Source organism: Christensenella timonensis, from assembly GCF_900087015.1.
Taxonomy (GTDB): Bacteria; Bacillota; Clostridia; order Christensenellales; family Christensenellaceae; genus Christensenella; species Christensenella timonensis.
Map to the genome: position 1 here is coordinate 865,513 of NZ_FLKP01000002.1, position 13,961 is coordinate 879,473.

Sequence of the window (13,961 nt, forward strand, 5' to 3'; positions counted from 1 at the left end):
AAATGACGATGCGGAACGAATTGATTTCTGAGATAAAGAAAAAAAAGGTCTTTGTGTTGGATTTGGACGGAGTATTATATTTGAACAACACTTTGATCGAAAATGCAGATAAGGCAGTTGCGCTGTTGCGCGAGGCTGGGTATCGTGTCGCGTTCCTGACGAATAATTCCGGGAAAAGCAGGACATCCGTTTGCATGAAATTGAATAAACTGGGCATATGCTGTGACGAAGGAGAAGTGTATACTTCGATTGATTCGGCAATTCGTTATATTAAGCAAAAACAGTTGGATAAAACCGGAGTCTTTTACGTAGGAAGCGAAGAGATGCGCGAAAGGCTGCACGAGGCAGATATACAGACGGCCCCGCCGGATACATGCAGTTGTATCTTGGTTGGATTCAAGAAAGACGTGACATATGATGACGCGGCGCAAGCTATTATTGCGCTGCGCCGCAACGTACCTTTTTTAATTTGCAACAGGGACCCATATTTTCCCGATGTGAATGATAATCTGATGCCTGGCTGCGGTTATACGGTTGGGGCAATCGAAGGTTGCTATACACGAAAAGCGGACGTAAACGCCGGGAAACCGGAGCCGCGGATCCTGGATGTTGTCTGTGACGCATATCATGTTACCCACGATGAACTCGTATTGGTGGGAGACCTATACCATGCGGACATTAAGCTGGCGAAAAAAGCCGGCATCCCGGCGGTATATGTGGGGAAGGAAGAATGGATGAAGGATGAACGGGGGGTCCTGTGCGCAAAAAGTTTATACCAGTTCGTTCAAAATGACTTACTAAGGAAGAAAATGTGAAAAAGATTATTGTGACGGGGGCGACGGGCATGATTGGGGCCTTTCTGGCACGGCTGGCAGCAACGCGGGGAATCGAAGTACTTGCTGTTATTCGCCCAGGCTCTTCAAAGCGCCGGAATATACCGGAGCACCCCAATGTAAAAATTATAGAATGTGATCTTGGCAATTTATCCGGCCTGCCTCCTCAGAAGGGGGAAGGCGGGATATTGTTTCATATGGCGTGGGAAAAAACATACGGCGGCGGACGGGACAATGTCGCGGCGCAAATGAAAAATATCCAATATACGCTCGATGCGGTTGAACTTGCAAAGCGTTCCGGCTGCAGCGCTTTTATTGGAGCAGGTTCTCAGGCAGAGTATGGACGTATTGCAGATGGAACGCTTTCTCCTTTTTTGCCAGTCGATCCGCAGACTGGTTATGGAATTGCGAAACATACGGCTGGAGCGCTCAGCAGAATTTTGTGCAGGCAGTATGGAATCCGGCATTGCTGGGGACGTATTTTAAGCGCGTATGGACCGATGGATAATCCATATACGCTGATTTCATATTGTGTAGACAGTTTCTTGCGGAGACAAACGCCGGCATTGACAAATTGTGACCAAATATGGGACTATATCTATGGCGCAGACGCCGCCAGAGCGTTTTTGGCGATTGGAGAGTCTGGAAAAGACGGAAGCATATACTGTATTGGCAGCGGAAAGGCCCAACCGCTTAAACGGTATATCGAGACAATTCGGGACTCGATCGATACGAAGCTGAAGATTGGGTTTGGCGAACGGGACTATTATCCGGATCAGGTGATGAAAATGCAGGCTGATATCAGGAATTTGACCCAAGATACAGGATTTTTTCCTGATACGCCTTTTGAGGAAGGCATTAGGCACGCGATAGAATGGCGAAAAAAGGAAATGGAAAATGAAAAAAATTAGCATTTTGGTGGCATGTTTCAATGAAGTTGAGAATGTAAAACCGCTTTCAGAAGCACTCAGAAATGTATTTCAGAAACAATTGCCAAGTTATGACTATGAAATTGTTTTTATCGACAACTACTCTACTGACGGCACGCGGGATTTGCTTGAAGAAATGTGCAAAAATGACGCGCATATTAAAACGATCTTTAATGCCAAGAATTTTGGGCATATTCGTTCCCCTTATTATGGATTGCTGCAAACCAGCGGGGATTGCACAATATCACTGTGTGCGGATTTCCAGGATCCACCGGAATTAATTCCCCAATTTGTAAAAGAGTGGGAGAACGGATATAAGATTGTCATCGGCGTTAAAACAAACAGCGAAGAAAATAAGTTGATGTATGCGATCCGTTCAGCTTATTACAAATTAATTAAAAAGATATCCGATGTAGACCAGATCGAACATTTTACCGGATTTGGGCTTTATGATAAGAGCTTTATCGAAGTGCTGCGCGAGCTTGACGATCCGATGCCCTATATGCGCGGTATTGTAGCGGAATTAGGGCCGGAACGCAAAGAAATTCCTTATGAACAGCCAAAACGCAAAGCAGGAAAGACAAAAAATAATTTTTATACCTTATATGATATGGCGATGCTTGGAATCACGTCTTATTCAAAAGTTATTTTAAGACTGGCCACGATCGTTGGATTTATTTTTTCGGCAGCGAGTTTTGTAATTGCCATTATCTATTTGATTTTAAAGCTGGTGAACTGGGACAATTTTGCGGCCGGGACGGCCCCGATCCTGATTGGTTTGTTTCTGATCGGTTCTTTGTTAATGTTTTTTATAGGATTTATGGGAGAGTATATTTTGAATATTAATACACGAGTCATGAAAAGGCCGCTCGTGGTGGAAGAGAAGCGGATTAATTTCACTTCCGAAAGTAAGAAAGATTCAGAGAAATAATATAAAATGGAAAAACAAATTAAGAAAAAGGCGATCGCAGGGGATTTGCTGTACAGCATGGTTGCGCTCGTATTGTTCAACGGAGTTTTGCAGCTGATTGTCTATCCGCTTATTAATCGGGAAATGGGGGAATCGGCGTTTGGAGACGTCCTATATCTGATAGGTATCGTTTCTATTTTGGCACCATCGTTTGGCCCGGCAGTGAATAATACCCGCTTAGTGCTTCAAAATCGTCTCGAAACAAAAAACGGTGATTATAATTTTACCTTGCTCTTGTTTTCGGGTTTATCTGTCGCAGCCGTGGTTGTCATTTTGCTTTTTAGCAGACAGCTTAGCCTGATGACGGCAATTATTTTATCTGCAATCACTATTTTAACCATTTTCCGCTACTATTCGGATGTGGAATATCGGCTAAAAATTAATTACAAAAAATATCTGGTTTTTTATGTAATTTTATCCATCGGGTATTTGCTCGGGCTGGGAGCATACTATCTTACTAAAAACTGGGTATGGGTATTTCTGATCGCGGAGGCAGCGCCGATTCTTTTTGTAATACTGCGCGGAAATATTTATAAGAAAGCGTTCCAATGCTCCGAGAACAGAAAAGCAGTGCTGCGCGATTCGTTTATTCTTGCGCTTTCTTATTTGTTGTCCTATTCAATGATGAACATGGATCGTCTTGTTTTAATGAACATGGTGAGCAGTGATGCTGTTTCGCAATATTATGTCCTTTCCTTGATTGGGAAAACAGTGGCGCTGCTGGTAGGGCCGATCAGCAGCATTATGATTAGCTATTTATCCAAATTTAGCGACATGATGGGCAAGAAGCTCTATCTTAAAATTATTATTTTAATGGCGGTTTTGTGCGCTGCGTTTTTGGTGGTTGCCATCGTTGCCACCCCGATTTTCATCCGAATTTTCTATCCAAACCTAGCCGGACAGCCTTTCTTTTTGATTGTCATTATAAATATTTCGCAAATTGTATTTTTTGCAGGCAGCCTATTGCTGATTGTTGTCCTTACGCTGAGTAGCGTAAAATGGCAACTGATTATTCAAGGAACTTATGCGGTACTTCTCACAATTTTATCGGTATTATTTACACACTACTGGGCTATTGCCGGGTTTGCGCTTGCCGTGTTAATTTCCAATATCTACCGTTTTATGTGTACGCTTTTGATTGGCCTGAAAAAAAGCAAAGAAAAGAATTTTGCAATTAAGGAGGCTCCGAATTGAAAATAGGAATTTTGACGGTATATTTTGCCGACTATGGATCTTACTATCAGGCTGTCAGCCTGTGTAAGGCGATACAAAGCCTGGGACATGAATGCGAATTAATCAATGAGAGCGTTCGTTATTGGCGTTCACCCAGATTATGGGCAGGGCATATCGGGACGGTGTTCTTGCCGGAGAAAGTAAAGAGGGCGATTGGGAAAAAGGTGGCTGCATATAATAATTACCTGAATCTGCAAAAGGCAATAAGCAAGCAAACCATTTCGGAAGCGCGGCTTAGTATTAAAAAGTTATCTGCGGAATATGATTGTGTTATTATAGGAAGCGATGAGTTGTGGTCCGCCACGAATCCGCTTACGCGTTATGTTCCTAGCTATTTTGGATACGGCCTGAGATGCCCGCGCATATCCTACTCCACTTCGGGTATTACAATGGAAAATCCGGATCAAAAACTGGAGCAAAAGATGAAGCGCGGACTGCAAAGTTTTACTTGCCTTGCTGTACGCGACGTATATACGCAAGAGTGGGTAGAGCGGTTGTCAGAGAAGAAATGTGAGTTGGTGATAGACCCGACATTGCTATATCCATTTTTTGTGCAGGATGATGTGGGCGGCGGAGGATATATTGCCGTTTATGGGGAACATTTTGCTCCAGACCAGGTTGAAGCGATTACCTCTTATGCCCAAAAAAACGATATACTGTTAAAGGCGATTTCGTGGCAGCATGATTGGTGCGATGAGTTTTGCGATGTCCATAGCCCTGAACAATTACAGCAGGTTTTTGCCAAAAGTGAATATTCGATGGTTTCGACTTTTCATGGGACTATTTTCTCTATGCTTCATCATCGAAATTTTACCGCATTTACGAGTCAACTGCGGGGCAAGAAGATAAGATTGCTGTTGGAAATGTTCGGATTACAGGACAGGATTTTCAAGGGGCGTATTTTAGAAAAAAATATAGAGTATGATATATTTGAGAAAACTCTGGAGATGTGGAGAAAAAAATCCTGGGATTATTTAAATAATGCTCTTTATAAAATAGGGGAGGTCAAACAGAATGACTTTATGCGAACCTGATCTGTGCAGTGCGTGCGGCGCATGTGAAAATGCGTGCCCAAAACATTGCATCACAATAAAAGAAAACAAGAAAAAAATTTTGCTCCCGGAAATTGGAGAAGGATGTATTGAATGCGGAAAGTGCCGGAATGTATGTCCTGTCTTACATCCGGTGATTCCCAAGGATACAGTAATGCCAAAAGCATATGTAACTTGTTTTGAAAATGAAAAAGTGCTCGGAGAAAGTGCTTCGGGCGGGATGTTTACGGTATTGGCGGAACAAACGATAAAAGATGGCGGTTCTGTCTTTTCGGCAGTATACGAAGAAAATTTTGACGTTTGCTTCCGGAAAGCAACGGCCATAGAAGAATTACAGCCGATGCGTGCTTCAAAATATGTCCAAAGCCGGGTGGGAGGGAGTTATCAACAAATCAAACAAGATTTAGATAATGGGCTGTCGGTTTTGTTTTGCGGCCTTCCCTGCCAGGCAGGGGGATTGAGGGCTTATCTTGGAAAAGATTATTCTAATTTGCTGATTGTAGATATTGTATGCCATGGAGTTAGCCCTTTGTTCCTTTTGCAGATGGAAATTCATAGAATGGAAAAGGAACATCAATCGAAAGTGGCAGGAATCAATCATACCAGCAAGCAAAACGGTTGGTCTATCCTGATTCAAAGGTGCGTTGAAATCCGTTTTGAAAACGGGGAAACAATTTACCGGGATTCTTCGTACGATCCTTACCTGATTGGTTATCTGTCGGGGCTTTCCTACCGGGAGAGCTGTTATCAGTGCCGGTTTGCGAAGATGCCGCGCGTAAGCGATATTACAATTGGAGATTTTTTTGGCTTGGGCGTAATCAAGCCTTTCGGCCATTATAATAAAAAGGGAATGTCCCAGGTGATTATCAATACGAAAAGAGGAATGGAGTCATTTGAAAAAATAAAACCGGGTATTTTTTGTGAAGAACGAGAACTTTTTGAATGCCTGGCATTTAACCACAACCTGTGGAGACCGACGCCTAAACAGGCGCTGCACGATGTATTTATGAAAGACTCGCTGGAACTATCATATGATGAACTTCGTAAAAAGTACCTAGATAAAAAGCATTCTTTCCGCCTGAAAAGAGCGCTTAAACATGGAGTAAAAAAGATCTTAGGGTCTAAAAATACTGCACGTGGGATGTTGGCTGTTTACAAGCGCAGCGGAACATTAAACCGTATAAAGTATATAGTTGATGATTTGGAAAGAACGATGGAAAGACAAGAGCATCAGTAGTGTGGTATAATAAAAAAAATTTCATGCCAATGGAGTGGAGTATGGAGAAGACGGTTCTACAACAACAAAATAATCCATTTATAAAGTACCGAATGGAGTGCATCTATATTGCATTATTCCTTGTAATACCGCTTCTTCTGTTTGCTGATGCGCTTGTTAATCACCAATTGATTGACGCTGGTGATATGGTTGGAACGTTCTCGAGAAATAGCATTGTAAGAGAAGCTTTTACAAGCGGGAAAATGACCTTTTGGAATATTTACGAGGCAAGTGGCACTCCGTGGATATCTCCCTATCTTATGTATCCACTCGCATGGATAGTCATGCCATTTGATGCGGTCACGCAGACGACCCTTTATTTTGCGCTGCATTTATCCCTCGGCGGTATCTTTTTATTTTTTTACCTGAAGGAATTAAACCTTTCGGTACATGCTGCATTTTTTGGCGGGATAGTATTTATGCTATCTAATATGTTGCTGCTTCGTATGGCACACTCTGGAGTCGTTGCCACTATGGTTTGGACTCCCTTGGTTCTTCTGCTTACAGAAAAGCTTTTGAAGCACAATGCCGAATTTAAATACATGTTATTAGCGGGTATCGCCGTCGCCATGCAAGCTCTGGCAGGATTTCAGCAGGTCCTAATATATTCCTGTATTTTTGTTGCGATATATTATGTTGCATGCGGGCTGCATAAGAAAATTAAGTGGTACCGTTTAATCGGTTCCCTAATTGGTGCCTTTATCGTCGCCGTATGCTTGTGGGCTGTTATATTGCTTCCCACTTTTCAATTAATCCGCTTCACCGGAAGGGCCATAGGGGATTCCTATGAGCATTTTGCTTCTTTTAGTTTTGACCCGCGAGTTGTAGTCGGAATGCTGTCTCCGGAGGCTTGGCGCACGATGAATAGCGTAGCATACAAGGGAGAATTTACGGTAGATATTTATTTTGGACTTGTTGTACTGGCGCTGTGCATCTATGCCCTTATTTTTTGCAGGAAGAATTTCAAAGTGAAAGTATTGGGAATTGGCATGGTGCTGGTGTTTCTGTTCATGATTTGCCCCAGCGTTGAGCCAATAGGACGATTGGTCCAAAAGATACCGTTTATAGGGTCGTTCCGCTGCACAGCGCGGGCAGTTTTCTTGTTTGCAATATGCGAAATTGCACTTGCTGCGATTGCTTTGAACCAAATTATTCGCAACAAAGAATATAAACGTTATCTAAAGTTTAGTATTTTATTTTTTATAGCGGTTTGTGTGCTGTTGGGAATCTTTTATGTAAACAGGCATGAGTGGTTCAACTTTGGAATAGACAACAAAATTAAGATGGCAGGTGTAATGCTATTGGTAATTGCAGGACTCAATATTCTTATTGCATTTATAATCATGCTGCTTACATTAAAAGAAAAAAGAAGGTATCTTGCTACAATTTTTGTCATTGCACTGGTAATCCTAAATATATGTGACGTGTTTTTTATGAACAATGCAAAAGATTTTGAATTGCCAGAGCGCGTGACAAGAAGGTTTGATGCAGAGCTGTTGAAGAATACAGAATTTTCAAACTTTATGAACGACAATGCCGGACTTGAATACCGGGTTGCAAAAGTCGGAGGGACATCACATCAGAAAAATCGTAGCATGAATATGTATATTACGAGCGAAACAATCAACCGGTATATGGATCTGAATGGCTATATTTCCTATGAAAACCAAAATTACCTTAAGATGTTTAGCAATTGGTATGATATTTCTGTATATGTTGGGACGGAGCAGAGAATAGAGAATCTATCACTTTATTCGATGCTGGACGTTAAATACTTTGCAGTGCAGGACGGGTACGGGTTTGAAGTCTGGGATATAAAACCGGCAGATCTTATTTTAGAAAAAGATATCGTTCGTATTGAGCCAGGCGATGGGGAAAGAGTTGCATGGCAGGAGGAATTTGAGCTTCAGCCCGATCACTATTATTTTGTGGAAGCTACAGTTGTGGATGGGGGAAATGCTGAAAGATTGTATATTGATCTCTATGCAGGCAACAGCCAGGAAAACGATTATGATCATTTTGAACATGATCTCGATTTGAGAGGATACGGGGAAGAAACGAGGAGATTCCTTATTAATTCGATGAAAGACGCTCCCGGGAAAGCTTCTGTACGGTTGCTTGCCCAAGGGAATAGCGATACAGTGACGGTTAAAGATATCAGGATATATGACTCTGTTGCGGTACCTGTCGACTTACCGATTGCTGCGGAAGTAGAAGATTATGGGGTCGTAGAAAATGAAAAAAAAGCAAATGGAAATATAACGATATATGAGAATCCGTATGTAAAAGGAATGGTATATTCTGCGGATTATGTAATCGGGATGCAAACGGCGGAACAGATCATAGCGGATACTAAGACAAATGACTTTGACCGGAATATTTACGTTGTAGGCCATGATGATATGGAACTTTTGGAAAGCAATACAAAGATTTCAATAGAATCTATCGATCCGAATAATGTGTCTGCAAAAGTAAATGCCGACCAAGACACCTTTGTCGTGATGGCACAGAATTATTATCCTGCGTGGAAGGCATATGTAGACGGGCAGGAAACCCAGATTTATATTGCGAACGGAACGTTGCAGGGAATCGACGTTCCGGCGGGAGAGCATATTGTGGAATTTAAATATATACCAAGCTATTTCTATGCAGGGGCGGTTATATCTGCATGCACGGTGTGCTTTCTTATAATTTATTTCGTGGCGCAGAGCAGAAAGAAAAAGAGGACGGATAACGGAAAATGAGGATTATTATTTCAACAGTTCAAATCCCGTTTATAACGGGCGGCGCGGAATTTCTCGCACAAAATTTAAAAAGTGCTTTCATAGAAAACGGGTATGAAGCGGAAATTGTGACGATGCCTTTTATGGATAGCCCGCTTGAGCGTTTGGAAGATCATATTGTCGCGTCAAGACTATTGGAATTAACCTATGGATGGGCAGGAAAAAGCGACCTTTGCATCGGGCTTAAGTTCCCTGCTTATTTTATTCCACATGAAAATAAGGTGTTATGGATTCTCCACCAGCACCGAAACGCATACGATTTGTTCAATGCGCCCAGCAGCACCATTAAAGATGATGAAACAGGAAGAAAATTCCGCGATATTGTATACCGGGCGGACAATACTTATCTGCCGGAAGCAAAGCGGCTCTATACGATTGCCGATAATGTTGCCGGCAGGCTGAAACGATATAATGGACTGAATGCCCAAACTTTATACCATCCATGCCCAGATCATGACAAATTTTACGCGGAAGAATATGGAGACTATATCCTGATGCCTAGCAGGATCAATGTTACGAAAAGGCAGATGCTTGCGCTGGAAGCGATGGAGTATGTAAAGTCGGACATTAAGCTGTATCTGGTCGGGCAAGCGGGGACAGAACACGAACGCCGCCAATTGCTTGAAACCATTCGGCAAAAAGGATTAGAGGATAAAGTCAGATATTTTGATTTTGTATCAACAGGCCGGAAATTAGAGCTGTATGCGAACGCAAGGGCCGTATTATTTATTCCGATCGATGAAGATTACGGGTATATTACTTTAGAGGCAATGGAAGCGGCGCGTGCAGTCATTACGGCAAAAGACAGCGGAGGCCCGTTGGAGTTTGTTGAAAATGAGAAAAACGGATTGATTGTTTCGCCGGAACCTCTGGAAATTGCAAAAGCAATTGACGAATTTGCGCATTCCAAGAAGATGGCACGGCAAATGGGGATTGCCGCAAAAACACGTCTTTCCGATATGAATATTACGTGGGAAAATGTTGTGAAGGAGTTAACGAAATAGTATGGATACAGCTTCGAAGATAGAAAAGATATTAGCGGAAATTGAAACTGGCGAAAGGGAGACTGGAACATTTGCTCAAACGATGAAAATAGAGGAAGTCCTTAAAATTCTGGGAAAAGATCCAGACCTGTGCAGGAGCCAGCAGGGAAGTTCGGAAGTGGGCACAGTTCATTTTAATATTGATGAGCTGAAGCGTTGGAAGGATCTGATTGAAAAAGATCATAATGTTATCTATGACCGGCCTCTGGCGGGGGGGAACAAACTGAAGACGACGGCGAAGCGTGCAATCCGGAAGGCGGCACGTTTTGTAGTTGATCCTATGCGGGTAGATCAGAACGAATTTAATTTGGCGGTTATGTCCGCAATTAATATTTTATACAATGGCGCGGTTGTGGCGAATCCACAAACAGTCATTGAACAGCTGCGGGAGCTGCGGAGGGATATAAACGATAACAAAAGAAAAACAGCAGATATTGCTGAAAGAGTATTGGAGCTGGATGAAAAAAATAAGGAAATAAAAAAAGAAATAGAAAATGTTGCGGCTTATTTGGAGGAAGAAAACCAACAGTTGCTGGATAAAATCAAGGAGCTGGCAGAGCAGCGTGAAATGATCAAAAAGGTATCGGAAAAATTTGACAGGCAGACAGAGACCTTTGCGCGCTTTTTGCGGGAGCAGGAAAAACAAAGGGAATCTTCTGCCATGCTGCCGGGAACGCCTTCGTGCGCTGAGCCAGTACAAGGGCAGGAAAGCGGCAGACCGGATCCTGAATCAAAGGATACTTACGCGGCAATTGATTATTTTGATTTTGAAAATCATTTCCGGGGTTCGCGTGAAGAAATTAAGGCAGGACAGGAAGTCTATGCGCCCTATTTCGAAGGGAGAACAAATATTCTTGACCTGGGATGTGGCCGCGGTGAATTCTTGGAAATTATGAAAGAAAAAGAAATTCCCGCGAAAGGTGTTGACCTGTATCCGGATTATGTTTATTTTTGCAGGCTTAACGGTTTTGATGCGATTGAAGGAGATGCAGTTGAATATTTGGCAGGAATAGAGAATGAATCATTGGGTGGAATCTTCGCAGCGCAGTTGATTGAGCATTTAGAGGTGGAGCAGATATTGAGCTTGTGCGCAGAAGCTTACAAAAAATTGCAGGAGGGAGCATTCTTTATTGCAGAAACGCCGAATCCTACATGTCTTGCGACCTATATGAATTCTTTTTACCTGGATCCCTCCCATAATAAACCGGTTCATCCCAAAACGATGGAATATTATTTGCGAAAAGCGGGATTCAGCGAGGTTGAAATACTCTTTACGGAAGCCAGCAGATCTGGTTACCGTCTGCCTCTTTTGAGCGGGAAAGGCGTAGACAATCTGGAAGAATTCAATAATGGAATCAATCTGGTGACGGATCTATTGTTTGGCAGCCAGGACTATGCGGTTATTGCGAAAAAGTAAACGGAGACGAAAGATATGAAAATTGCTGTTGTAGGCCCCAGCCCGGTGCCTTTTACAATTGGAGGCGCGGAAAATTTGCTGTGGGGAGTATGCGATTCCATCAATCGTTATACCCCACATCAGGCGGAATTGATTAAGTTGCCATTGAGGGAATTGAATTTCTGGGATTTGATCGAAAGCTACCAGGATTTTTATCAACTGGACTTGTCGCATTTTGATCAGGTAATTGTAACAAAGTATCCTTCATGGATGGTAAGGCATCCAAATAAAATATGCTATATGATCCACACTTTGCGCGGACTGTACGACACATATTTTTCTCCTGTAACAGAAGTGAAACGGGGAATACATGAAGTGGACGCCGTTTTGGACTATATGGAAGCCAATCCATGTCCAACCGATTTAGGCCCGTTCTTTGAGCTTTTGTTATCGCTGCGGGATGCATCTGTTCCGGAAGAATATTTTATATTTCCCGGGTCGCTTATCCGGAAAATTATTCATTACCTGGATTATGTGGGACTTAGCGAAGGAGTGCAAAAGTATGCCGCTATTTCCGATACAGTAAAAAAAAGGACGGATTATTTTCCCGACGGAGCCAGTGTGGAAACGATTTATCCGCCTTCTACCTTAACCGAATTCACAACAGGTGAATATCAGCATCTTTTTATGGTAAGCCGGCTGGACGGGCCCAAACGAATCGATATGCTGATAAAAGCCATGAAATATGTAAAAGAAGATATTAAGCTTTACATTGCCGGAACCGGGCCTGAAGAAGAAAAGCTAAAAGAATTGTCCAAAGGCGACGCACGCATCGAAATGCTGGGCTTTGTCAGTGATGAAGAAGTACAGGAATATTATGCGAACAGCCTTGTGATTCCTTATTTTCCCTATGATGAAGATTACGGACTGATAACGATCGAGGCAATGATGAGAAAGAAGCCTGTGATTACCACTTTGGATGCAGGTGGTCCGAATGAATTTGTTGTAAATGGGGAGACCGGGTTTGTCACGGAATTTGATGCGCAGAAGATTGGCGATAAGATTTCATGGATGATTGCCCATCCGCAGGAAGCAGTGCGTATGGGAGAAAACGCCTATCAGAAAGTAAAAGAGATTACCTGGGAAAATATGGCTGCCCGGTTATTGTCGGGAACGGGCAAGGCGCGAAAAAGGCTGACAGTTACATCTACGTTTCCAATCTATCCGCCGCAGGGAGGCGGTCAGGCAAGAATCTATGATTTGTATAAAAATGTCGCACGCTATATGGATGTGGAAATCGAGTCGTTTGGGGCAGTGAATGAACACGCCAAAAGGAACTATATCGCCTCAGGATTAACAGAGGACCGGACGGCCAAAAGCGAAAGACACCAGCAAGCGGAAACGGTAATTGAACAACAGGTGGGAATACCAATTACCGATATTGGGATGATTACTTTATCGGGGGAGACGCCGCAGTATGGAGAAAAGCTTGCCGCCTCTATCAAGAAGAGCGCTGCGGTAGTAATTTCCCATCCCTACCTTTATCCGGAAGCGAAGAAATATTTAAGCGGAAAGCCTTTTGTGTATGAAGCGCATAATGTAGAATTTTATATGAAAAAGGCAATGCTTCCACAAAGCCAAATCTCGAAGGAGCTGCTGCGGCAGGTATTTGAGGTGGAAAAAGAATGCTGCGAAAAAAGTGCGTTTATCATTACCTGTTCCGAGGAAGACAGGCAGGCATTGACGTCTCTATATGGAATCGGCGCAGATAAGATTTTGGTTGTACCGAATGGCGTAGATACGACAAAAACCTGCTTCGTATCCATGGAGGAACGGATGCGAAATAAATGCAATGCGGGACTGCAGAATGAGACCATAGGGATTTTTATGGGGAGCTGGCATGGCCCGAATCTTGAAGCGTGCGAAAAAATATTTGAAATAGCACCGTTGTGCCCTAATGTAAAATTTGTTTTGTTGGGAAGCCAATGCGGCTATTTCGGGGGGCGACGGCTCCCGGAAAATGTCGGCCTGATGGGAATTGTGGAAGAGAGCGTAAAAAACAAAATTTTTGCCCTTGCGGATTTTGCGCTCAACCCAATGCTTTCGGGATCGGGTACGAATTTAAAAATGTTTGATTATATGGCGGCGGGACTGCCCATCATTACAACTGAATTTGGAACGCGGGGTATTGACAGCAAGGAACTTTTCCTGATCGCGGAACCGGTGGAGGAGATGGCGGACCGTATCAAGCATTTTGACTTGAAAAAAGAGGACGAGCGCATCATACGGGCGAGAGAGTATGTAGAGAAAAAATTTGATTGGACCGTTATCAGTAAACCTTTTGAAGAAAAGTTGATGCAGCTGATGGAAATCTAAGGAAACAGAAAAGCAGGAGCCGAATAAAAATTCGTACCCCTGCTTTTTGAGGCGTTAAACTTAAACAGCT

At 42.9% G+C, this 13,961-nt stretch carries 10 protein-coding genes; all 10 read left to right on the forward strand.

Going from position 1 to position 13,961, the window contains the following annotated elements:
- Nucleotides 1-8: 8 nt before the first annotated feature.
- From BN6471_RS05695 to BN6471_RS05740, 10 genes are read left to right on the forward strand one after another with little or no spacing between them, the layout of a single operon-like run.
- Nucleotides 9-815: an HAD-IIA family hydrolase gene (locus BN6471_RS05695; protein ID WP_278287591.1), complete on the forward strand. Its 807-nt coding sequence runs from the start codon at nt 9-11 to the stop codon at nt 813-815.
- Entirely contained in the window at nt 812-1,744 is a 933-nt protein-coding gene (locus BN6471_RS05700) for an NAD-dependent epimerase/dehydratase family protein (RefSeq protein ID WP_074025758.1), read from the forward strand. Before BN6471_RS05695 ends, BN6471_RS05700 begins: the two co-directional genes overlap by 4 nt.
- Nucleotides 1,731-2,693, forward strand: coding sequence for a glycosyltransferase family 2 protein (locus BN6471_RS05705; protein WP_066646358.1), 963 nt, complete (start codon nt 1,731-1,733; stop codon nt 2,691-2,693). The genes BN6471_RS05700 and BN6471_RS05705 overlap by 14 nt, the downstream gene beginning before the upstream one ends.
- 6 nt (nt 2,694-2,699) lie before the next feature.
- Nucleotides 2,700-3,926, forward strand: a complete 1,227-nt coding sequence (locus BN6471_RS05710) for a lipopolysaccharide biosynthesis protein (RefSeq protein ID WP_066646360.1) — start codon at nt 2,700-2,702, stop codon at nt 3,924-3,926.
- On the forward strand, nt 3,923-4,999 hold the full coding sequence (locus BN6471_RS05715; RefSeq protein ID WP_066646362.1) for a polysaccharide pyruvyl transferase family protein: 1,077 nt from the start codon (nt 3,923-3,925) through the stop codon (nt 4,997-4,999). The genes BN6471_RS05710 and BN6471_RS05715 overlap by 4 nt, the downstream gene beginning before the upstream one ends.
- On the forward strand, nt 4,980-6,254 hold the full coding sequence (locus BN6471_RS05720) for a Coenzyme F420 hydrogenase/dehydrogenase, beta subunit C-terminal domain (RefSeq protein WP_066646364.1): 1,275 nt from the start codon (nt 4,980-4,982) through the stop codon (nt 6,252-6,254). Before BN6471_RS05715 ends, BN6471_RS05720 begins: the two co-directional genes overlap by 20 nt.
- Nucleotides 6,255-6,295: 41 nt before the next feature.
- Nucleotides 6,296-9,037, forward strand: a complete 2,742-nt coding sequence (locus BN6471_RS05725; protein WP_162270181.1) for a YfhO family protein — start codon at nt 6,296-6,298, stop codon at nt 9,035-9,037.
- A complete protein-coding gene (locus BN6471_RS05730) occupies nt 9,034-10,080 on the forward strand; it encodes a glycosyltransferase family 4 protein (protein ID WP_066646368.1) in 1,047 nt (348 codons plus the stop codon). Before BN6471_RS05725 ends, BN6471_RS05730 begins: the two co-directional genes overlap by 4 nt.
- Nucleotide 10,081: 1 nt before the next feature.
- The gene (locus tag BN6471_RS05735) at nt 10,082-11,536 is read left to right on the forward strand and encodes a class I SAM-dependent methyltransferase (RefSeq protein ID WP_066646369.1); all 1,455 of its coding nucleotides are present in this window, start codon (nt 10,082-10,084) and stop codon (nt 11,534-11,536) included.
- A gap of 15 nt (nt 11,537-11,551) precedes the next feature.
- Complete coding sequence (locus tag BN6471_RS05740; RefSeq protein WP_066646370.1) at nt 11,552-13,891, forward strand: glycosyltransferase family 4 protein; 2,340 nt, start codon at nt 11,552-11,554, stop codon at nt 13,889-13,891.
- Nucleotides 13,892-13,961: the final 70 nt, after the last annotated feature.